This window comes from Desulfosporosinus nitroreducens (assembly GCF_023897015.1).
GTDB classification, from domain to species: Bacteria; Bacillota; Desulfitobacteriia; order Desulfitobacteriales; family Desulfitobacteriaceae; genus Desulfosporosinus; species Desulfosporosinus nitroreducens.
Map to the genome: position 1 here is coordinate 74819 of NZ_JAMHFY010000020.1, position 22930 is coordinate 97748.

14 protein-coding genes are annotated in these 22930 nt (G+C 42.8%); 10 read left to right on the forward strand and 4 right to left on the reverse strand.

Annotation, left to right across the window (positions count from 1 at the left end):
* The 4 genes from M8E35_RS18970 to M8E35_RS18985 all read left to right on the forward strand — a co-directional run bounded on the left by M8E35_RS18970 (nt 1) and on the right by M8E35_RS18985 (nt 7944).
* A complete protein-coding gene (locus M8E35_RS18970; RefSeq protein ID WP_252471259.1) occupies nt 1-525 on the forward strand; it encodes a (2Fe-2S)-binding protein in 525 nt (174 codons plus the stop codon).
* The gene (hcrA, locus tag M8E35_RS18975) at nt 518-2821 is read left to right on the forward strand and encodes a 4-hydroxybenzoyl-CoA reductase subunit alpha (protein WP_252471261.1); all 2304 of its coding nucleotides are present in this window, start codon (nt 518-520) and stop codon (nt 2819-2821) included. Before M8E35_RS18970 ends, hcrA begins: the two co-directional genes overlap by 8 nt.
* Nucleotides 2822-3321: 500 nt before the next feature.
* Entirely contained in the window at nt 3322-5739 is a 2418-nt protein-coding gene (locus M8E35_RS18980; protein ID WP_252471263.1) for a cyclic nucleotide-binding domain-containing protein, read from the forward strand.
* 288 nt (nt 5740-6027) lie between these two features.
* Nucleotides 6028-7944 (forward strand): cell wall-binding repeat-containing protein, encoded by a 1917-nt coding sequence (locus tag M8E35_RS18985; protein ID WP_252471266.1) that lies wholly within the window; start codon nt 6028-6030, stop codon nt 7942-7944.
* A gap of 184 nt (nt 7945-8128) precedes the next feature.
* On the opposite strand, the gene M8E35_RS18990 is transcribed toward M8E35_RS18985, so the two are convergent.
* From M8E35_RS18990 to M8E35_RS19005, 4 genes are all read right to left on the reverse strand, one after another.
* Nucleotides 8129-9913, reverse strand: a complete 1785-nt coding sequence (locus tag M8E35_RS18990; RefSeq protein ID WP_252471269.1) for a carbohydrate-binding domain-containing protein — start codon at nt 9911-9913, stop codon at nt 8129-8131.
* A 13-nt stretch (nt 9914-9926) separates the two neighbouring features.
* Nucleotides 9927-10616: a DUF4956 domain-containing protein gene (locus M8E35_RS18995; RefSeq protein ID WP_252471271.1), complete on the reverse strand. Its 690-nt coding sequence runs from the start codon at nt 10614-10616 to the stop codon at nt 9927-9929.
* A 24-nt stretch (nt 10617-10640) separates the two neighbouring features.
* Entirely contained in the window at nt 10641-11381 is a 741-nt protein-coding gene (locus tag M8E35_RS19000; protein WP_252471273.1) for a polyphosphate polymerase domain-containing protein, read from the reverse strand.
* A 295-nt stretch (nt 11382-11676) separates the two neighbouring features.
* Nucleotides 11677-12909, reverse strand: a complete 1233-nt coding sequence (locus M8E35_RS19005; RefSeq protein WP_252471275.1) for a M48 family metallopeptidase — start codon at nt 12907-12909, stop codon at nt 11677-11679.
* A 185-nt stretch (nt 12910-13094) separates the two neighbouring features.
* Between M8E35_RS19005 and nifJ the strand changes: the two genes are divergently transcribed.
* From nifJ to M8E35_RS19035, 6 genes are all read left to right on the forward strand, one after another.
* A complete protein-coding gene (nifJ, locus tag M8E35_RS19010; RefSeq protein ID WP_252471277.1) occupies nt 13095-16622 on the forward strand; it encodes a pyruvate:ferredoxin (flavodoxin) oxidoreductase in 3528 nt (1175 codons plus the stop codon).
* A 471-nt stretch (nt 16623-17093) separates the two neighbouring features.
* Entirely contained in the window at nt 17094-18026 is a 933-nt protein-coding gene (locus M8E35_RS19015; RefSeq protein WP_252471280.1) for a (Fe-S)-binding protein, read from the forward strand.
* Between the two features lie 410 nt (nt 18027-18436).
* Entirely contained in the window at nt 18437-20134 is a 1698-nt protein-coding gene (locus M8E35_RS19020; RefSeq protein ID WP_252471282.1) for a DNA repair helicase XPB, read from the forward strand.
* A 14-nt stretch (nt 20135-20148) separates the two neighbouring features.
* Nucleotides 20149-21843, forward strand: a complete 1695-nt coding sequence (locus tag M8E35_RS19025) for a helicase-associated domain-containing protein (RefSeq protein ID WP_252471284.1) — start codon at nt 20149-20151, stop codon at nt 21841-21843.
* 56 nt (nt 21844-21899) lie between these two features.
* Nucleotides 21900-22328 (forward strand): acyl-CoA thioesterase, encoded by a 429-nt coding sequence (locus M8E35_RS19030; protein WP_252471286.1) that lies wholly within the window; start codon nt 21900-21902, stop codon nt 22326-22328.
* Nucleotides 22329-22668: 340 nt separating this feature from the next.
* The gene (locus tag M8E35_RS19035; protein ID WP_252471288.1) at nt 22669-22815 is read left to right on the forward strand and encodes a hypothetical protein; all 147 of its coding nucleotides are present in this window, start codon (nt 22669-22671) and stop codon (nt 22813-22815) included.
* Nucleotides 22816-22930 lie beyond the last annotated feature (115 nt).

Sequence of the window (22930 nt, forward strand, 5' to 3'; positions counted from 1 at the left end):
ATGTCACAGGTAATAACCGATAAACATGGTATTCAACACTATATGATTACAATTAACGTCAATGGGGATGATTATACACGGGTCGTTAAAGCGAACACTTTGCTTGTTAATGTTTTACGAGATGAGTTAGATCTTACTGGGACAAAAAAAGGGTGCGAACTTGGTGATTGCGGCTCATGTACTATTTTGTTAGAGAATAAACCGGTAGATTCATGCATGATTTTAGCCATTGAAGCTGATGGAAAAGAAATTACGACCATTGAAGGAATTGCCGAGAGTTCTGAGTTGGATAAAGTCCAGGAAGCGTTTATTAATAATGGTGCTATACAATGCGGATATTGTACACCAGGGATGATTATTTCAGCCAAGGCTTTGTTAACCAGAAATCCCCATCCTAATGAGAAGGAGGTTCGTGAAGCCATTGCCGGTAATCTATGTAGGTGTACTGGATTTGTGAACATAGTCAAGGCCGTCCTCAAAGTGTCAGAAGAGACTAACGATAAAGAGGTGATAAGCAATGAGTAAAGATTATGCAGTAATTGGCAAAAATGTCCCGAAAATTGATGGTCGAGAAAAAGCAACAGGTGCTGCAAAATATGCGGGTGACTTAAAATTTCCCAATATGCTTTTTGGTAAAATTTTAACTAGTCCCCATGCTCATGCTAAGATCTTGAGTATCGACACGTCGGAGGCGGAAAAGCTTCCTGGTGTAAAAGCCGTAATTACCCATAAGGACGTACCTGCTCTTAAATATGGCATTAGTCCAGCCCGATGGGATGAAAATATCTTTTGCATTGATAAGGTTCGTTTTGTCGGCGACAAAGTGGCTGCCGTAGCATGTATCGATGAAGAAACTTGTTATAAGGCCTTAAAATTGATTAAAGTCGAGTACGAGGTTCTTCCTGCGGTGCTTGATGCACTTCATGCCATGGACGAAGGGGCTCCTCAAGTTCACGATGAATATCCTCGCAATATTAACACTGAGATTCATCAAAACTTCGGTGATTTGGATAAAGCTATGGCTGAGGCACACTATATCCGAAAGGATTACTTTGTGGGACAGCGCACTTACCAGTCGCCCATTGAACCTCATTCAGCTGTTTCTATCTGGAAAGATAATAAGCTGACAATTTATTCGAGCACCCAGTCTCCCCATTATTTCCAATATTACATTGCTCGGGAGTTTGGGCTGAAAATGGGTGACGTCCGGATTATTAAACCTTTCGTAGGCGGCGGTTTTGGAGGTAAGCTAGAACCTACTGGACTGGAATTTGCGGGGTCTGTGCTCGCTAAACTAACTGGTCGTCCAGTCAGAACCTTCTATGACAGGCATGAAATGTTTGCCCATAATCGTGGCCGCCATAAGGTGTACATGGAACTGACTACTGGGGTTGACAAAGAAGGTAAAATTCTTGGCGTTCATGCCAACTTCGTTTCAGACGGCGGGGCTTACACCAGCTTAGGGGTAGCTACCTCTTACTATGCCGGTGGACTCCTTACCCTGACTTATGAATTTGAAAATTATAAGTTTGATATGATTAGAGTTTATACTAACTTACCAGCCTGCGGAGCCCAGCGCGGTCATGGAGCTCCCCAACCCAAGTACGCCTTTGAAAGTCATTTAGATAACATTGCCAAAGATCTGGGAATAGATCCTTTGGAGATACGACTTCGTAACGCCCGTCAGCCTAATACAGTTACTATTAACGATTTTGGCATAAATTCTTGTGAGTTAACAGCGTGTTTGGAAAAAGCGGCCGATATATCAGGTTGGCGTGAGAAAAAAGGTAATCTCCCTAAAGGTAGGGGTATTGGAATTGCCACTGGAAGTTTTGTCTCGGGGGCAGGCTACCCCATTTATCGAAATGACCTGCCTCAATCCGCTGCTATGATTAAAGTGCATGAGGATGGGACGGCTGCTACTCTTTATACAGGTGCAGTTGATATCGGACAAGGCTCAGATACTGCTCTTTGTCAAATGGCGGCAGAAGCTATGGGTTACCGATATGAAAACATGAAAATAATCGCTGCCGACACTGAAACAACTCCCCATGATTTTGGTGCGTATTCCAGTCGTCAGACCTTAATGTCTGGTTCAGCATGTAAGCAGGCTGGTGAGGAAATCAAAAAACAGATTCTTGATATCGCTTCCACTATTATGAGCTTGCCCCCTGATGATTTAGATTGCCGTTTGGGAATTATTTTCTCTAAATCCCGTCCTACAGCCAAAACGATTACCTTTGAGGAAGCGGCCCGTCGTTTCTTTGTCCTGCGTGGCCCGCTTTTGGGACGTGGAGTTTACCATGTTCCCCGCCTAGGTGGAACTTTTAAAGGAGCAGCTGTTGCTACTTCGCCGGCTTATAGCTTCTGTGCTCAGATTAGCGAGGTTCAAATCGACGAGGAAACAGGTGAAGTCGATGTTTGCGAAGTTTGGGATGTCCACGATTGCGGGCAGGTGATTAACCCCATGCAGCTTCACGGTCAAGTACACGGAGCTCTGTATATGGGTGTGGGAGAAGCCATTTGGGAAGAAGTTCTGTTTGATGATCAAGGAAAGATCCAAAATCCAAATCTAGGTGGATACATGTTACCGACCGCCCTCGACATGCCGATAGTTCACTCTGAGCTAGTTGAAAGCTATGAACCAGCTGGTCCATGGGGAGTAAAAGAGGTCGGTGAGGGAGCAACCAATCCGACGATGGGGTGCTTCAACAACGCGATTTATGACGCTATGGGGGTAAGGATCGATAGTTTACCACTCACGTATGAAAAAGTTTGGCGTGCAATGAAAGAAAAACGTGAGGGAAAAAAGGAAGTCTAAGCTAGAACTCACCCAGAAAAAATAAGACCTCTGTTGAAATCGCAGCAGAGGTCTTTGCTATTTTCTGGATATTCCCTAGAATCATTTGCTTAGGCGATTTTTCTTAAAAAAATGGAAAGATAACTATGTTATGCAGTGAATGTTATTTTGGTATAGCTTTTTCTTGAATGGACGGGCCATCATTTTTCGCAGAAGTGAACTCGTTCAACTTAAGATGAATTGGATCTTGATAGAATAGCAGGTGCATTTAAATAATAAATGTCAACTTTCAAGGCCCTAACTTGCTATAAGTTAGGGTTCTCTGAGCTGAACCAAAAGTAGCTTCACTGAAGTTAATGAAGTGTGGTGAATTAAAGGATTTAACGATCTAACCTTTGCACACAAACGTTTTAATTTCTGAAGATGGAAAGAATTTTGTATTGTCAGAAAGATTCAGATAAGTTATAGTTTATGGACTAAAACTATTTAAGGTCACTCAATTTAAACATGATGGAGGACGTATGATTGACGATAAAGCTTATAGTCTATCAAATGTTGAGTTGCTTTCAGATTTATCATCCGCCGAATTAGCAGAGCTGGCTAGCGAGTTTCAATGGGAGAACTATGCTTTGGGCACTGAGATTATTAAACAGGGTCAAGAAGAACATGCCTTTTATATACTGATCAAGGGAAAAGCGGATATTATGATCAGAAAAGAAGGACATCGCATGAGGCGTGTCAGATCATTGAGTCCAGGAGATACCTTTGGTGAATTCTCGTTGCTTAACGGCAAGGCCTCCGCATCGACAATTCTTTGCTTAGAAGAATGCCAGGTTCTAACGCTGGATTCAGAAGGCTTTGCACGCATGCTTTTGCGATGGCCGAAGCTTTACCAAATGTTTATCGGCCGCTTAACTCAAAATCTGAATGAAGCAAACCTCACCTTATCCGAAGCAAATTATAAGGAGATTCTACGTTCTGCTTTGCAACTTAACCAATATAAGGATAAATTTTATGGGCTTTGGGGAGGTCACCGAACGACTGCTGAGGTCGAACGCAAACTGGAAGAACTTGCTCAACCCAAAGGGCACTTGCTTTTAACCGGGGAACGAGGTACTGGTCGTCAGATGATGGCGTGGTATGTTCATCAACGCCAATCCGGTACAGAAGCCCCTTTTGTGGTTGTGGATGGACGACGTTTCGATCAACAATGGAAGGACCTAATCATGGAGCCTGCCAGTCAAGAGGAGTCCTCAGTCGTTTATAATTCCAATCTTTTCGATATTGCTGAGGGCGGAACCTTGTTCATACGAGAGATAAACCTAATCTCTCCCCATACTCAGCTTAAACTTGCTCGCTCCATAAATTACCAAAGGAACAAATGTTTTATTATTGGGAGTTTGGACTCGGAACCGGATGATTTAGAAAGAATTATTATTCCAGAACTGCGGAAATGTTTTGCTCATACGTATGAAATAACTCCTTTACGCGAGCGTAAACGAGATATTCCTATATTGGCTCAAGGTTTTCTGGAGAAACTGGCCCAAAAGAACCAGCGAAATGTCCCTGTTCTAAATCAGGAAGCGACTCAATTGTTGCTCTCCCATCATTACCAACAGGGAAATGTCTCGGAATTAATCCAAGTCATCGAAAGAGCCTTTTATATTGCGGAACAGGATGTTATTGGCTTAGAACAGATCTTTTTTGGTCCTACGGCGGAACAAAACGGGCATACGATTAACCTTTTGGCGTCACCAACGTTGAAAGGGTTGCTGAAGAAGGGAGTGTTGATTGGCTGGATAAGGCGAGCAGCTGCAGCTCTGTTTATTGGTTTGGTCTTATTGTTGCTTTTTAATCCTCAAGTTGCAGTTTCCACCAAGATTTTCGCATTAGTTTGGGGGTTATGGTGGCCGTTACTGGCTCTGATTTCTCCTTTCTTAGGCAGACTATGGTGTACGGTCTGTCCGTTTTCAACAATCATGGACTTTGTGCAAAAAAGAGTCCATATGAACCGGGCAATTCCCGAGTTTGTCATAAAATATGATTACATTCTTGTCAGTTTTCTATTTCTGACAATCTTCTGGGTCGAAGTGATTACTGACATGCGCTTTAACCCAAGTTACACGGCTGTCCTGTTAATATCTATCCAAGTTTGTGCGATTATTATCGCGGTCCTCTATCCACGCCATACCTGGTGTCGGCACTTTTGCCCTTTGGGAGGATTTATTGGAACTGCTTCCGTAGGTTCGATGCTTGAGGTTCGCGCCGATCCCTCACTTTGCCTGAATAAGTGCACTACGTTTGAATGCTATGTCGGAACGGAAAACGTTCCAGGCTGTCCAATGTCACAACATCTCCCTTTCTTGGATAATAATTTGGATTGTAAACTGTGCTTCAACTGTGTAAGAAATTGTCCGAATGGTTCTGTACAGGTTAATTTAAGACTTGCAGGCCGAGAAGTGTGGCATTTGGTTCGAGTTAACCAGGGATTTGCTGTGTTTATTGGGGTAATGTTGGGTATTTTAGTTCCTCTTTACTACCTTGCATCGTTCCAGAGAATAGAGGTTTCCACCTCATGGAAAGTCTGGTTTAGTCTGTTCTATTGGGGCGCAGGTTTAACAGGGGGGATGCTCGCTTGGATGATCGTCAAACCCTTTAAAACTAAAGCAGCTTCCCTGCGTGTCAAACTGATTTTTGCATTTACCCCCTTAGTCCTGGCAGGGCATATTATGTATCAAGCGGCTTATATCCCTGGCATTCGTTCGCTTTTTTTGGGGATAGGCTATAATGCGCATTCGGGCCTGCAATCCTTTTATATTTCCGCCACAGCTATAGCTAATGGTATTGCGCTCACGTTTGGTTTAGTGTTAACAGGGATAACGATCGCTCTTGTCTTATTGCGTACTAAAGAAAAACGTACTGCTCGTTCAAAAAACTAACCTGATAGGTAATTACGCTGAAACTGAAACAGATAATAGCGTTCATTTTGGCAAAAGTATGAGGATGAAAATTAGTAAGTCTATCAGCATGATACGAAAAGCCCTCACCAGACTTCATGTCTTCTCAGGTGAGGGCTTTTTCGTAAAAAATAAAAGGAAAATGAATAATGCTAACGAATTTTATATAGGACGCCCAATACAACTCGCAAGAAGGTCTATCGATTAGTCTAGATAGACAATGAATAACAATGATCCAGAAGAGAGCCAAGAGAGGGGAAAATACTGAACATGAGAACCAAAAAATTATTTGCTTCATTAACTATAGCTGGGATGGCATTGACTATGGTCCCCTTAAATGTATTTGCTGCAGGGACTGTCCCAACTCGTTTAGCAGGTATAACCGCTGAACAAACCGCAATAAAAATTGCCGATCAAACAGGCTGGACCGGAACCGCAATTCTTGCTTCCTCAGCTTCATATGGTATGGTTGATGCACTGACATCCGGTCCGCTCGCTTCCTATCTGAGAGCTCCCATCCTTCTGACCGGTCCGGGAAAAGTCCTTGACCCTGACACCAAAGAGGAACTTGTTAAACTAGCAGTTGCTAAGGTTTATGTCACCAGCGGAACTGCGGTTATTAGTCAAGGAGTTCTCGATGAATTAGCCGCTATGAAGATAACTGTTGTATCCCTTGGTGGAGTTGATCGCTTTGAAACATCGGTTAATATTGCCAAACAAATGGTTACGCTTGGAGTGTCAGTCAGCAAAGTCGCAGTTGCCTATGGCTGGCTGATCCAAGATGCTCTCTCTATTGCCTCCATTGCTTCCCAGGCGAGTGAACCGATTCTCTTAACCGACAGCACAGGACTTTCTTCAAGTGCGCAATCATTTTTGCAAGCAAATCCTGGTATCAAAGCTTCGGATGTTATTGGTGGTACAGGGGTCATATACGATGCAGTATTAGCTCAACTTCCAACCCCAACTCGCCATTTTGGAATTACAGCTTATGATACGAATGATAAAGTTATTAAAGACTTCGCTGCTTCCCTCGAATTTAACCAAGTCTACTTGGCTAATGGCGTAACGGGTATCGATGCGCTCTCCGGTGCACCGCTTGCAGCACAAACTAAGTCTGCGATTGTTCTCACAGACGGTGTTACGTCTCCTGTTGCAGGCGCCTTCGTGAAAGGCAACATGTCGGCAGCCAGTGTTGTAACAGCACTTGGCGGTGAAGCGGTAGTTTCTGAGAGCCAACGTAATTTGGGCGTTGGTGCAGTTGATGCAAGTGTACAAACCGCAATTGTTGGTAAAAAAATCGAGGATATGGCCAATAGATTTGATATTCCTCCCGTATTACTCAAAGCCATTGCTCATTTGGAGAGCGGGTGGAAACAATATGAACTGGATCCAACGACTGGTTTGCCTTTAACAGATAAACCGTTTATATCCAAAGATGGTGGCATAGGAATTATGCAAATCTCTCCAGCCAATTACCCCGAATATGACGTAGAGAAACTGAAAAGTGATCTTGATTATAACCTTGAAGTGGGTTGCCGTATCCTCAATAATAAATGGCGAGCTTACCCCAAGATCGGAGATGGGAACCGCAACGTTTTAGAAAATTGGTATTTTGCGGTTTGGGGGTACAATGCTTGGACCAAAGAGAATAACCCCAATTATTATACTGGCGAGGATGCCTATCAGGATAAAGTGTTTGGCCTTATGGGGAGGAAATACAACAGCACAATTACGTTTGCCCCGGGTGCAACAAACTTTGCGAAATCCCTTTTGCCTTCTGAAAATCCTCCCAGCCTCTCTAGTTGCTGGAGTACTCCTGTTCCCGTGCATGTTGGAGATCTGGCGTTTGATCTGGAATCTTTGATTTTTAACGGTGATTACTGGTATGAATATGAGATCGATCAACAACCTAGAGGTGATTTTTACGTACAAGGCTTAGGATTTTATATTACCGCTTATAATAATCCGTTGGTGACGGTTGCAGATAAGGCGATCGTTTCGCAGAAAATCCTTAGTTCCTATGACAAACTATTAGATGAAGCAGATGCTTTGGTCCTTGAGGATAAAGATACTTCATATGCGATTGCGGCAAAATACTACTGGACCGTTCTGCAAGGGCCGAACTTAGATCCCGAGATCAAAGACAGAGCTAATACTGGCTATCAGAGTGCGTTAGCTAAGCAATAGCAGAAAAGCCGCCCTAACTGCGCCTTCCGAAGGTGGAGTTAATTAGTAAATTGCAAGTTCTGAAGTAAAAGGAAGTGGAAAAAGGCCTCCGAGACACGGAGGCCTTTTTTGACCAAAGTATGAGCAAAATGTTTCTCTTAGTAAGTTTTCCATCCAGGTGTTCCTTCAGGAACGGTAATCTTGATTATTGTGGGCGGTTGCCACCAGGGCCTTTGCCTCCGCCAACACCGGGTCCGGCGTTTTGCGGTTTAGTGGTGACACCCGATTCAGAAAGATAGGTTAGAGACTCCGAAAGTGTAACATCAACTAGCTTGGTATTTCCGCTATAAAGCGTATAGGTAGAGCCTACTGATAATTTGGGAGAAGAAATTGCAACCGAGTTATATTGTTTTGATGGCGTATAGGTTACAATACTTGTTCCATCTTGATCTTTAAGCGCTATTGTACTTCCTGCCGCTTGCGCAGAGCTGTAATACATAAGGATTGACGGTTGGGTATTGGTGCTTGGAGCTTGAGCCATTCCAGAGCTGCCAGATGCTGCTAGTGTTCCCCCGCTTATGGTAAAGCTGCCGTCATAATCAAGAGAAGCATTATTGTTAGATGCTGGACCATCAACATAGACAGTACCGCCTGTCATGTTTATGCTCCCATTGGAGTCCAGCCCGTCACCATTTGCGTTCAAAGTAACTTCGCCACCGGTTATATTCAATACGCCTTGGTTGTTATTAACATTAATTCCGTCATCGGTAGAGGAGGCGCTAATTTTCCCACCGTTTACAGTTATATTTGTACCCTCTAAACTCTCATACGAGTTCTTTATGGTAATTTCTCCATTGTCTATGAATATATTATTGTCGGCGTGCAACCCATCATCCCCGCTTTGCAAGGTCAGAATTCCACCCTTTATGGCAACATCATTGTTGCTGTGTATTGAATCCTCATAGGATGAAACATTGATATTACCGCCATTTATAAGAATACCTTGCCCCGCCTTTAAGCCTTTTTTGCTCTCTTCTTCATCAGTACTCTCTGTAGTGGAGGTGGCATTTTGATCGGGGCGACCACCAAAATCATTGTTCCCGCTACTGATACTTTTGCCGGGATAACCTCCGCCGGAGTTAAGATTAAAGTTTCCATCGTCAATTTGTACTAGTTTCGATGCTTGTATAGCATCGTTTGCAGCAGTAATAGTAAACTGTCCATTTTGTACAACTACATTTCCCTTGCCCTCATCTGTTTCATTAGTAGAGCGCATACCGTCTTTACCGGCGGTTATGGCAATGTTTCCGTTTTTAACATTTAGACTGTCCTTGCCAACCATTCCGTCAGCCTTTGCGTTTACAATCAACGTACCGTCCGTTATTTTTAAGTCATCCTTGCTTGTAATTCCGTCATTATAATCTGCTGTAACCGCTAATGTACCGCCACCGGTTATTGTAAGGTCGGCCTTGCTGAAAATAGCAGCGGATGGCTCACCATCGGCATTTACAATGTAGTCACTCCCGTCAGCAACTGAATTTTTAGTGCCATTTTCAAGGAGTATTACCGACTTTTTAGCGCCTTTAATATTGATAGGCGCACTTGTTTGACTTTCAATAGTTGCTCCATTTAACACAAGAAATACCGTTCCGTTATCGGTGTCCTTATTCACATCGACAATAATACTCCCGTCTGTTAAAGTGCCGATAATTTCATATACACCTGATGCGGAGATCGTCACAACCGAGTCTTGCACGGCTAAGCCGTCACCTTTTACGGAGGCTGAGCTTCCGTTTAACCCGATAGTCTTATAACTGCCGTTTCTCCAATCAAAATAATAATCGTCACTGTCATAGTTTACTGAAACCGCATTGATAGAGGCGGCAGTGCTTGTGCTTTCCACATTGGAGCTTTCTTTCGCGGCTGCACACCCTATTGTGCCTGTTATTAAAAGAGTAAGGGATAAAATAATCCCAAGTGTTTTTTTCATGATATTTCTCCTTTTAAGCGTAAATTTTATCTTCATATTCTTTTGAGGTTAAGGCAATGTTGAGATTGCCGTTGCGACATCTTAGTTCGTCCAGGAATTCTTTTTGATTGATCGACTGCTTTAAATTAAGGTTAAAGACCACTTCAAAAAGGGTCCCGAAATTACTGGTTTTAACACGTTTTACATTCCAAGAATTAGCATAGGTGTTGAGGATATCATCAAATAGTCCTTGAAAGTTTAGATTTTCTGGAACGGTAATTTTCAAGTTCATAGCATTCGACCTTGGGTTGGGAAAGTTTGTGTAATAAAGCAGGACCATGACTGAACATAAGATTACGGCAAACAGGGCTGCATAGAGGATATAACCCATTCCGCACGCTAACCCTACTGCCAAAGTGAAGAAGACATAGGCAATATCCTTCGGTTCACCGGGAGCACTTCTGAAACGAATCAGGCTAAAGGCACCGGCCAGACTAAAGGCTCTGGCCACGTTATCCCCAATCAACAAAATGATGACGGAAATGATGGCCGGTAACATGATCAAGGTGATAGTGAAACCTGCAGAATAACCCTCTTTTTTATGGGTCTGGAGATAAACGAGGCTGATGAACAGACCTATTGCTAAGGCTGAACATAAAACTGCCAGAGAACTCATTAACGTAAGGGAATCTCCACTGGTGGAGGCTAGTATTGTTTCTAACATTAGGTTGGCTCCTTTCAAACACATTTAATAATTGACACATTGGCTTGGATAAAGGTGGGGGCAGGCGTTTTGGTATTCTTGGCCATATTTTGAAAAGCCGGTGCGGTAGATGAATAGATCCGATAAAATTTTAGATAACCACATTGGTACAGCATTGGAGATTTTAACTTCCATTAAATACTTCCCTTTGTCTAAGAGCTGTTCCCCATAACTAGCTTTTTCCAAACTCAACTCAGTTCTGCGGGTCGTAATGTCGTAATCAAAGGTTACTCGAAAATCCTTATCCGCTTTTCCGAAAAACGCCAGTCGTTTATAGCTAATGTAAACCGCTGGAGCAACGTCGTTGTGACTTAAAAAATACTCTATTTCATTGACGACCTGTTGGGTCATAGTGTTCATCGTAACAGGACGTTTCCCGAAGTTTATAAAATCATCGGCTTCTTTTAACGTTAGGACAGCACGTCTCTTATTGACGATGCCACCGATTTTCTTTTTTAGTTCTAAGAACACCTTGTCATTGGATGATGTTGGGACGAAGTAGCTTCTCAAACGAAGTTTTTCTTTGTAATAGGGTTTAGAAAGAGAGTGCCGAATTAAATTGTGGTCACTAGTATCGTAATAAAGATTGTAAATGCTGTACTCCTTTCCGTTTTGGCAATGATCATCAGGGTTCATGTACTCTAACAGTTTGGGAATCAGAGTATCTAACTGTGCTTGTGTAAGCATAAATTTCATTTCGTAGCGTTTAAAAGCGGTTATCGCCATTTTGCTCACGTTCTCCTTTTTTGAATCTCTTGGCGTTTCCAAGGAAACAATTTTTTGATCTGTAGTAAGTATATAAAGCCTTGCTGAAATATGGCTGAAGGCTAACTGAATAAATGCTTAATATTTTTTATTAGGAAAAGGGCAATAATCCAAGAAGCAACCCGTCAAGCGGTTAATTGATTTCTGCAGGGAAAGAAGCAGGGAGTGTCGCTGACTACATTTTTAAAAGTAGTCAGCGACACTCCCATTTCTTTTGGATCTCCCCATCGTCATGGTTGTTAGGCAGTGTTAATCCTTATTCCTCTTCTAAGGTGTTTATTCTGGCTAGCGCTGGTGGATGGCTGTAGCTGAACCAGACGATAAAGCGGGGAGGAGATAAGTCGGATAAACTCGTGCGGGCCAGGTTTTGTTGCAACTGGATTTCTGCATTGAGGTCTCCGGTGAGTTCGAGAGAAAAACGATCCGCACTTTCTTCAATTTCTCTGGATATTGCATTTTGGAGAGGATTGCTTACAAAGAGAAGAAGGAGAAGAGCCAGTTGTAACGCTGCCCAGAGTTGAGGCGGTTTTTTGCTGGTTTTAGGCAACCATGGTTTTAACAGGACAGCCAATAAACCGAAGACAATGAAACCGCCAATGATACCGTAGAAAAGCCCAGAGATGATATCGTTATGTCGCCAATGTCCCATCTCGTGAGCAATAACGGCTTTGACCTCAGGTAAAGAATAATTATCTAAGAGGGTATCGTATATGACAATTCGTTTAGTAGTTCCCACTCCGGCAAAATAAGCATTAGCTAAGGTTGTCTGCTTGCTGGCGTCCATCACCAGAACTTCACTAATGTCCAGTCCGGCCTGTTGGGCTAGATCATCTACCATGGTAACGACAGCGGAATCGGGTAAGGGTTCAAAATGGTTGAAGAGCGGAGATATAACTATTGGCCAACAAAGATGCGCTATAACGAGCCAGAGACTAAATAGAAAAGCACAGACCAGCCACCAATAGCGTGTTAACCTGTTGACCAACCAGAAAAATATGAGCCCTCCCGCAAGAGAAATAAGGAGCTCGATTCCGGCATTTTTAAAATAGTCAATCCACCAAGCACTCTGATTTTGAGTACTGAAACCCCAGACTTTTTGCCAGTGGTACCCGGCATAATATGAAAAAGGCAGGGATGAAATTTTGAACAGAGTCCAAATACTCAGGATGGATAATCCAGAGACTAACAAATAATTCCTGCTAATCTTCCGAAGGCGCTCAAAGAAAGTCTGTCCCACTGAACTAAAGAGCAGATAAAATAAAAGGATGGTCTGGAAGAAGAACTTTATTATATAGAGGATACGCGGTGTTGAATTGTATATTCTAGCCTTTTTAGCTATTTCTAGTGAAAAAAACTCACTCACAGAAGGATCTATAGGTCCTGGAAAGATGGCTGACCAAAGATATAAAGAGGCAAAAGTCGCTGCCAATCCTATAAGGAGAAACCAGCCGATTTTGGCTTGTCGTGCGCTGCTCTTAAGATCAATCATTCTAGAATTCTCCACCTTTGAATGTAAAACTTCTTTTTCTTATTATAATCCTTTTTAGTGCATGCGGTAATCAGCATGTTTATTACTAAAATCTTTTTTTTATTGAAAAAAATGTATGAGAGTCATCCAGTTACGAATACTAATTCAAGCTTACGATTTAAAGTTTATTTGAGGAGGTTCTTAGTGTGGCCAAGAAAATGAAAACAATGGATGGGAACCAGGCCGCAGCAGAAGCATCTTATGCTCTGACTGAGGTTGCAACCATCTTCCCGATTACGCCTTCTTCTCCGATGGCTGAGGGAGTCGACGAATGGGCAGCACATGGTAAAATGAATTTATTTGACCAACCGGTAAGAGTTGTAGAGATGCAATCCGAGTCTGGAGCTTCAGCCGCACTGCACGGCTCACTCCAAGCTGGAGCCTTAACCACAACCTATACGGCTTCCCAAGGCTTACTGCTTATGATTCCTGAAATGTATAAATTAGTTGGAAATTTAGTGCCGGCAGTATTCCATGTCACAGCCAGAGCTTTATCAACACATGCCTTGTCAATTTTTGGGGATCATCAAGATATCAATGCTGCTCGGCAAACTGGTTTTACAATGATTTGCGCCAATAATGTTCAAGAAGCGATGGACTTAGGTTTTGTTTCGCACCTTTCTGCTATTAAGTCACGGGTTCCAGTTTTACACTTTTTTGATGGGTTCAGAACCTCACATGAAGTACAAAAAATCGAGACGACAAGTTATGATGAAATTGCTAAGCTGGTGGACTATGAAAAAATTCAGGAATTTAGGGACAGGGCTTTAAATCCAAACCATCCAGTACTCAGAGGTACTGCCCAAAATCCAGACATTTATTTTCAAGGGCGAGAAGTTTCAAATCCCTTCTTTGACGCTGTACCAGATATCGTCGAAGACTACTTCAAAGAGATTAAGAAAATTACTGGACGCGAGTATCATCCCTTCCAGTACTATGGTGACCCTGAGGCCGAAAACATCATTGTAGCTATGGGCTCTGTTTGTAATACTATCGAAGAAACGATTGACTTCATGGCGCAAAGGGGAGAAAAGGTTGGCCTGATTAAAGTTCATCTATATCGGCCTTTTTCTAAAAAATACTTCTTTGATGTCCTGCCTAAATCTGTTAAGAAGATCTCGGTCCTTGACCGAACGAAGGAACCAGGCTCGACAGGTGAACCTTTATATCTCGATGTTTTACAAATGTTTAACCATGAGACTACAAGGCCAATCATCGTAGGGGGACGGTATGGCTTAGGTTCTAGAGATACTACTCCCTCCCAAATTCTGGCCACTTACCAAAATCTGAAGAAGGCTCAGCCCAAAGATCACTTTACTGTCGGCATTGTTGATGACGTAAGCCACACTTCCTTACCAATAGAGGAGACCATTGATGCTTCGCCAGAAGGGACAATTCGATGTAAGTTCTGGGGACTTGGCTCTGATGGTACGGTTGGTGCGAATAAAAGCGCGATAAAAATTATCGGAGATAATACCGACCTTAATGTTCAAGGTTACTTTGAATATGACAGTAAGAAATCCGGCGGGACTACAATATCACACCTGCGTTTTGGCAGGCAACCCATCAAATCCTCTTATCTAGTCTTTGATGCGGATTATATTGCTTGCCATAATAAGTCATTTATTTATCACTATGACCTTCTGAGAGGCCTAAAAAAAGGCGGAACCTTTGTTCTAAACTGTCCTTGGCGAGCTGATGAACTGGAAGATCATCTGCCAGCTTCACTAAAACGTCATATTGCAAAAAATAATATCAGTTTCTATATCATTGATGCCATTTCCATTGCAGGAGAAATCGGACTCGGTGGACGCATCAACATGGTCATGCAGGCTGCTTTTTTTAAGTTAGCGAAGGTGATTCCTGTCGAGGATGCAATTCGATACCTTAAAGACTCTATTCAGAAAGTCTACGGCAAAAAGGGGTCAAATATTGTAGAGATGAATCATAAGGCTGTCGACCGTGGAATTAATGCCTTACATAAAGTAGAGGTCCCAGCTTCATGGGCTGAGGTTCCTGATGAGGATATGCCAATTAAGGTAGAGCCAGACTTTATTAAAAACATTCAACGGCCTATGGCCCGTCATGAGGGAGAAGACCTGCCGACCAGTGCTTTTGTTGGTGTTGAAGATGGTACTTTCCCGCTAAGCACAACTCGATATGAAAAACGGGGGATCGCAGTTTATATACCCGAATGGCAAATCGATAAATGTATTCAGTGTAATCAGTGTTCCTATGTCTGTCCCCATGCCACCATTCGGCCCTTCCTCTTGGATGACAGGGAGCTTGAAAAAGCACCTGATACCTTCAAAACAAAGAAGCCAATTGGCAAAGGGCTGGAAGGTTACCACTATCGAATTCAGGTCACACCCCTTGATTGTACAGGGTGTTCAAACTGTGCCGACGTTTGTCCTGCACCAGGGAAAGCGATTATTATGAAACCTGCTGATCATGAGATTGAAATGGAATCAGAAAACTGGGAATATGCGATTAAAAACGTCACTGAAAAACGCCATCTCATGGATGTTAAGACCTTAAAAGGAAGTCAATTTGCCCAGCCGTTGCTTGAGTTCAATGGTGCTTGTCCAGGGTGTGGTGAGACACCTTATGCCCGGCTTATTACTCAGTTGTATGGTGACCGTATGGTAATTGCCAACGCCACGGGTTGTTCCTCCATCTGGGGCGGAAGCGCACCCTCTATTCCGTATACGGTTAATGCTGAAGGGAAAGGACCCGCTTGGATGAGTCCGCTCTTTGAGGATAATGCCGAGTTCGGCTATGGAATATATCTTGGCTCGAAGCAAATTCGAGCAAAAATAGCTCAGCTGATGCAACAAGGCTTAGAGAGTCCTCTTAACGAAAACATTAAAGAAACCTTCCGAGAATGGCTGGAAAATATGGAGGATGGAGAAGGTTCAAAGAGAGCATCGAGCCGAGTACTTGAAGCGATGAAAAACGAAGATGTCGCTGGCAATCCTCTTCTTCGCGAAATCAAGGAGAAGAAGGATTATCTCATCAAACCTTCTGTTTGGATTTTTGGCGGGGATGGCTTTGCTTATGATATTGGTTACAATGGAATAGACCATGTCATAGCGAGCGGGGATGATGTTAATATCCTAATAATGGATACTGAGGTTTACTCCAACACGGGGGGACAAGCCTCAAAGGCAACTCAGACGGCAGCCATCGCAAAATTTGCAGCTTCAGGGAAAAAGGTTCGTAAAAAGGATCTTGGACTAATGGCTACGACCTATGGGTATGTCTATGTTGCTCAAATTGCTATGGGAGCCAATATGAATCAAACGATTAAAGCGATTGCAGAAGCAGAAAGTTATCGCGGACCGTCTATCATAATTGCCTATGCTACTTGTGTCAACCATGGGGTCAAATCCGGTATGGGCACGAGTATCTTTGAACAGAAAAAGGCAGTTGAAGCAGGATACTGGCATCTTTGGAGACATGACCCTCGTCTTAAAGATCAAGGCAAGAATCCTTTTGTTCTTGACTCGAAAGAACCCACTGCTTCTTTCCAAGATTTCTTAAAAGGCGAAATCCGTTACTCTTCTCTCATGAACGTATTCCCAGATGTCGCTCAAGAGATGTTCGATGCGGCTGAAGGGCACGCTCGAGAAAAATATCAGACCTTAAAGCGTTTTGCGGAAATGCAATATTGATAAACCGCTCTTAGGAGTTTACCTGATAGCATGTATGAAGGCATGTCAATCTAAAGTTGGCATGCTTTCATACCTTTATACCTTCAAACGCGCACTCCGGCTATGCGGGAGTGCCTTTTTAGTGTATATGGGACTAAAACTATTGAAAAATTTGCATGCCGCCTCCTTGGGGTAAGTCGTGCGTGGTTAAAACGGTTTTTTGTTTTACTTACTAGTCATCTTATTATAAAATTAAAACTATTCAAACAATATGTAAGGATTTTGATTAGTTGTCCTGTGTTATGAAAACATTCTTTGCTAAATAAGTAAGCTTATCTAATAAGTTTCTAATTATAACAGTGCCATCATTCTATCTGTTAATGCTCTTCAAAAGTGAATGGTGTAGCCACAGATCAACTCGTTTTGGCCGCTCGCAAAGAGCTTGTTGGTAAGAATGGATTACCTCTCATTAAATAGACAGTATTTCATCATTTGCTCAAGTCCAATGGCCGCTTGAACCTAGTCGCCCGGTTTTTAGCGATCTACCAGCGTACAGGACTGCGGTGGCTGGTGCGAAAGTCCCGTATCTTAAAACCTTTCCCATCCAACTTAGAAGCTAAAGAGAAGCTTCTGCCGGATATTCAAGGAGGACGCCCTTTTCGTCAAGAGGTTTCCCAGAGAATTCCCGTGGAGAATCCGCAAAGACGTGTTGCTTATTTTACAGGGTGTATGACAAATTACGTTTTTCAAAACACAGGAAGATCTGTACTCAACGTGCTTAAAGAAAACAAAGTGGAAGTCTTTATTCCGGAGCAGGTGTGTTGTGGGGTGCCCGCGGAGGCCAGTGGGGATGAAGAGACAATGTTGCATCTGGCTGCAGAAAATGTTAAAAATTCACAAAATTACAGGTTGACTCGATTATTACGGGATTGTCCAAGTTGCGGGGTGGCGCTCCAAGAGTATGGGGAAAAATTAGGGACTGAAGAAGCCAAAGCATTTAGTTCTAAAGTTAAAGATATTACTCAATTCCTCATACAAGATATTGAACTCAAAATCCCCAAAAATAATGTCCCGGTTACAGTAACTTATCATGATCCCTGCCATGCCATTAGGGGACTAAAGATCCAAAAAGAACCGCGTGAACTTCTTAAAAAGATCCCGGGTCTTTCACTTAAAGAAATGAACGGAACGACCCAATGTTGTGGTTCTGCAGGTTCCTTCAATTTATCTTATTATCAGCTCTCTATGCAGATCCTTGATAAGAAACTTAATAATATCAGAGATACGGGGGCTGAAGTGGTGGCGACTGCTTGTCCGGCCTGTGAGATGCAGATTGGGCATGGAGTTCGCAAAAATCAACTGACGCAAAAAGTAATGCACCCGATTGAGCTGCTAAGTCAGGCTTACTTGATTGGAGGTAAATAAAATACTAATCTATTGAGGAGGTTCTTATTGTTGTTCGGTGCTGAGCTTGTTGGTCAACAACTATTGATCAATGGTAACGTAACACGGTTACCCTGGATAGAGTTTTAAATGAAACAAGCGGTTAGATCTTGGGTTCAACCAACAATATGGTCATCATGCCCTACACCTCGGCGATAAAAACACTGGGCGTGAGAAACATTACAAGTGTCGATGTGTATATGAGCGATGCCAACGAGTCAGAGAGTATTTTTAGACACGTTTAGACTTCAAGATAAGGAGGCACTGCCTAGGATGATAGTGCGCAGTAAAAGAAGGACTGTGATGAACTGGCATTTGTAAAAGAACACTCTTCGAAGTGCTCTTTTTTATGCTATAATTATGACGAATTTAATCGGAAGAAGGAGACCCTGATGCCATCTGCAACCAACCCTGTGATCATCCAAAGCGATCGATCGGTTCTGTTGGAAGTACATAATCCTCTATATGAGGAAGCTCGCGATACATTAGCCATCTTTGCAGAATTGGAAAAAAGCCCGGAATATATCCATACTTACCGGATTACTCCGTTATCGTTATGGAACGCAGCCTCTAGCGGGGTTTCTGTTGCTGATGTATTAAATGGTCTGGAGCGCTACAGTAAATTCCCTCTGCCTGACTCGGTACGTACAGAAATTCAGCAGCTTATGGGTCGCTACGGCTTAGTAAAACTTGTTCGAGAGGATAATAAGCTATTTCTGACTGCGGAGGACCCTTTGATCATCTTGGAAATCGTCCGTCATAAAGAGGTCAAGCCCTTGCTTGGGGACGATGACAGGAATGACGATTCCCTAAGTTCCTCTACCCGTGCAGAGATCAACCCAGAAGCACGTGGGCAATTGAAACAACTCCTGATGAAGCTGTTTTATCCAGTCGAAGACTTAGCGGGTTATATGGCAGGTACCCCTTTGCCGATCGCCTGGCGTACCGACAATTCTGAGAGTGAACCGTTTGCCCTGCGGTCATACCAGCAAGAAGCCGTCGCAACCTTTCATCAGCAAGGTTCGGTTCATGGTGGAAGTGGAGTTTTAGTGTTGCCATGCGGTGCGGGTAAGACTGTGATCGGCATGGGTGTGATGATGGAATTGCAGTGTGAGACTCTAATCTTGACGACAAATACGAGTGCAGTCAAGCAATGGCTGCGCGAATTGACGGATAAAACCACCCTGGATATTTCGCAAATAGGGGAATATACAGGTGGGAAAAAAGAGATCTGCCCGGTCACTGTAGCTACATACCAAATTCTTACCCATCGCTCTCGTGTTGACGGGAACTTTCGTCACTTTCATGTATTTAATAAAAAGAACTGGGGACTGATTATCTATGATGAGGTGCATCTGTTACCTGCACCAGTCTTTCGTGCCACAGCCGATCTGCAGGCCAAGCGACGCCTAGGTTTGACAGCAACCTTAGTGCGGGAAGATGGCAAGGAGGATGAAGTTTTTACTTTGATAGGTCCGAAGAAAATGGATGTCCCCTGGAAGATCTTGGAATCACAAGGGTGGATTGCAACGGCTGAGTGCATGGAGTGGAGAATCCCAATGAGTAAAGCTCGCCGGATGGACTATGCTTTAGCAGAGGAAAAAGAGAAATTCCGGTTGGCGGCGGAGAATCCTCTCAAGTCGGACAAGGTGTCTGAGTTGATAGAGCGACATCGTGATGATTTAGTGTTGGTGATTGGACAGTATGTCCGGCAGTTGGAAATGCTGGCCCGTGAGCTGGATGCACCCTTAATTACGGGTAAAACTCCGCAACGAGAACGTGACCGTCTCTATGAAGAATTTCGAAGCGGCCGCTTGCGTCATTTAGTGGTATCTAAAGTGGCCAATTTTGCCATCGATTTACCGGATGCCAATGTAGCCATTCAGGTCTCTGGTACCTTTGGATCCCGGCAGGAAGAGGCGCAAAGGTTAGGCCGAATATTGCGGCCTAAGCAAGGAGAGAGCAAAGCTTATTTCTACAGCTTGGTTTCAAAGGATACCAAAGAACAGGAATTTGCTATGCACCGTCAGCTTTTTCTCACCGAACAAGGGTATGCATACAAGATCATGATTGAAGAAGATCTTGAATGAGGAGGATTTGAACCATGTCTAAAACTCCCAAATGGCGGCCAGTTTTTGGGGAAAAATTGCCTCCTGGTTTTAAGCCGCCTACTCATGAAGCGGGTCAGCCTTCAGTAAACAATTCTTCTAAGAACGCGGTTTCGAGCAGGCCCTTGGAGCCGAGCAATAAACAGAACCCTAAAACAAGCATCAAATCAGTGCCTAAACCTAATGCAGTTCCTCAAAAGAAGCTTAAGCCAGAGTCTTGGCCCGACTATCTTGCCAAGATGGACCCGCTGGAGCGAATTCTACTTGCCTTCACGGTCTATAGACAACCTAAGGACGTGAGTATTGACCAGTTCTATAGTTATAACTATGATAGCTTTCGTTATTTAGACAGGGATCTTTTGGGTCCTGATTATCCTGAAGCGATTAGGATAATCAGCAAATGGAAGAAAGTCGGTCTCATGGTTGAAGGACGTTATTCGAATTTGCTTTCTCTTGAAAAAGGGGTAACTGAAGCATTTTGGCAGTTTATCGATGATCAAGTTTACCCGGAGTTATCTAAGCTCGTGCCGGTGCGATCCTATACTGCCGACCTGTCAGGTACTTTAGATAACATTTTTAATTTCCTAGTGATGGTTGAGCAAGGCGAAGTTTCGATCACACGTGCTCGTGAGGTCAACAAAAACTCTTTAAAGCGTGTGCTGACTGCTTTGACTGAGCCTGCCCGGCCTGATAAACTTTTTACTATGGAGAGTTATTTCTTCTGGCTTTTAGGAGTAGTGAATTTTTTTAAATTGATTTCGCCAAAAGGAGATCGGTTAGCGCTGACTGCATTGGGAAGAGAATTAACAGAGCACATTACAGTGGAAGATTTGCTTTGCCAGATCTTTCCGTCCCACTTGAATACTATTCCTAATAAAGGATTTTTTCTGATGTTGCCGTTATTGGTGAACTGTACTGAATGGACAAGCTGGACTCAAAAGGCGAGTAAGTTGATTCCAGCCAACTTTTCACGTGCCTTGTTTCCAAGGGATAGAGTAATTAGCTTGTTGGACCCAATGCGTTTCCTTGGTTTACTGGATTGGGGCGAATATCAGGAAGATATTTTAGTGAGGCTTACTCCATTGGGACAGTTTATTATCCCTAAATTATTAAAAAGGCAAAAGGTAGAAGACTATGTTTCTGAGATCAAGTGTCTCATTGATCAGGTCTATCCAACGAGTGGTCCTGATACGGCATATGTCCAACCGAACTTTGAAATATTACTTCCCCACTCTGTATCTTGGTCGATTCGTTGGCAACTAAGTCAATTCGCCCTGCTAGTACAGCAGGACCAGATGCTTAAATACCGCTTAGACAAGAATTATCTCATGAACGCTCTGAAACGAGGAGTGCCTGCCTCTAAAGTGCTGACCTTGCTTGCAAAACTAAGCGCATATCCTTTGCCCGAAAACCTTGTCCTCACTCTCCAACAATGGGTTGAGTCCTTTGGTCAAGTCACCTTCGTTCAACTTAGCCTCCTGGAATGCACCACACCGGAACAAGCGGCATCTATCGCTTCGGCTCGTAAATACCGGGAGTATGTGCTCGGATTATACAGTCCTACTGTCGTGATTGTTCGTGAAACAGAAAAACTGCGCAAGCTCTTGGAGAAACAGGGCATCTTTCCTCTGCCAGGTGTTCTGGATGGAAAAGGTGTTGCTGAACGTTTAAGGTCTTCTGACGAAGTTTGAGAGTTTGTTTCAAACGCAGAAGCAGTTTTCAGAAGAAAGGTGGCCTCTTTGGTAAGATGGATTTGCATGATTTTCCCGTTCATTTAAAAATGTCCATTGCATGGGGTGAAATGGACGCCCAAGGTCATATAAATAACATTAACTACTTTAGATACTTTGAAAATGCACGAATTCAGTATTTCCAAGAAATTGGGCTAATGCAAATGAGAAATATAACGGGTACAGGGACTGTATTGGCTGAGACTACTTGTAAATATCTAAAATCGTTGAGATATCCGGATCAGATAGTCGTTGGCGCAAGAGTAAAATCGATGAGTCAATCAAGCTTTGTCATGGAGTATCTAATAGTGAGTGAAAAACTCGGAGAAGTGGCTTTTGGGGAAGGCGTTCTCGTCATGTACAATAATAAGAAATCTGAAACAGAACTAATACCCTTAGTAATTCGGGAGGCAATAAAAAGAATCGAGGATAATCCGGATCTATAAAGGATCTAAAGGCAGTTATCATCTTATGGATAACTGCCTTTAGATCCTTTAATATCTGTTCCCGAAATAGGCTTTAAAACTAGAGGAGAGCTTCTTGTTATAAAAGGTGTAATTTGGTAAGAGCGTTAGCTTGATAGTTTAAACTATATTCAAAGAGATGCAGAAGATGAATCTTTTCTTAAACAGAAATCACAAGGGATTACGGAAGTTTTTGTGTTAAATCTACGTGTTAAGTCTAAAAGAGGATTTACTTAATTTATAAAAAATCCCAAACATCTTTCCTTCAATTAAGGAAATACTGTTAAGGTTGCAAGTTGAATTTTAAGGAGGTTTTAAATTAATGAGCAATAAAGATGAATCTGGAAGAGAAGTTTTAGCAGAAAAATTTCCTGAGATGGATCAGCATTTTCAAGAATTAAAGAAACAATCTTATGAACCAAAAATAGAACGATTAGGGCAAACTAAAAAGGAACAACGAAAGAGTTAGAAACTGGTTAATACGAAATAAAAGAGGGTGCTTAAACTATAAACTGGTCCCCATGTCAAGGACATTTTGAAAAAGGGGCATTATAAAATCAAGATATTTCATATACACTCCTGAT

What these genes read in the sequence shown, in the direction of transcription:
- M8E35_RS19035 (WP_252471288.1), top strand. Translation starts at nt 22,669, where the DNA reads ATGAGCAATAAAGATGAATCTGGAAGAGAAGTTTTAGCAGAAAAATTT.
- M8E35_RS19030 (WP_252471286.1), top strand. Translation starts at nt 21,900, where the DNA reads ATGGATTTGCATGATTTTCCCGTTCATTTAAAAATGTCCATTGCATGG.
- M8E35_RS18970 (WP_252471259.1), top strand. Translation starts at nt 1, where the DNA reads ATGTCACAGGTAATAACCGATAAACATGGTATTCAACACTATATGATT.
- M8E35_RS18995 (WP_252471271.1), bottom strand. Translation starts at nt 10,616, where the DNA reads ATGTTAGAAACAATACTAGCCTCCACCAGTGGAGATTCCCTTACGTTA.
- M8E35_RS19025 (WP_252471284.1), top strand. Translation starts at nt 20,149, where the DNA reads ATGTCTAAAACTCCCAAATGGCGGCCAGTTTTTGGGGAAAAATTGCCT.
- hcrA (WP_252471261.1), top strand. Translation starts at nt 518, where the DNA reads ATGAGTAAAGATTATGCAGTAATTGGCAAAAATGTCCCGAAAATTGAT.
- M8E35_RS19005 (WP_252471275.1), bottom strand. Translation starts at nt 12,909, where the DNA reads ATGATTGATCTTAAGAGCAGCGCACGACAAGCCAAAATCGGCTGGTTT.
- M8E35_RS18990 (WP_252471269.1), bottom strand. Translation starts at nt 9,913, where the DNA reads ATGAAAAAAACACTTGGGATTATTTTATCCCTTACTCTTTTAATAACA.
- M8E35_RS19000 (WP_252471273.1), bottom strand. Translation starts at nt 11,381, where the DNA reads ATGGCGATAACCGCTTTTAAACGCTACGAAATGAAATTTATGCTTACA.
- M8E35_RS19020 (WP_252471282.1), top strand. Translation starts at nt 18,437, where the DNA reads ATGCCATCTGCAACCAACCCTGTGATCATCCAAAGCGATCGATCGGTT.
- M8E35_RS18980 (WP_252471263.1), top strand. Translation starts at nt 3,322, where the DNA reads ATGATTGACGATAAAGCTTATAGTCTATCAAATGTTGAGTTGCTTTCA.
- M8E35_RS18985 (WP_252471266.1), top strand. Translation starts at nt 6,028, where the DNA reads ATGAGAACCAAAAAATTATTTGCTTCATTAACTATAGCTGGGATGGCA.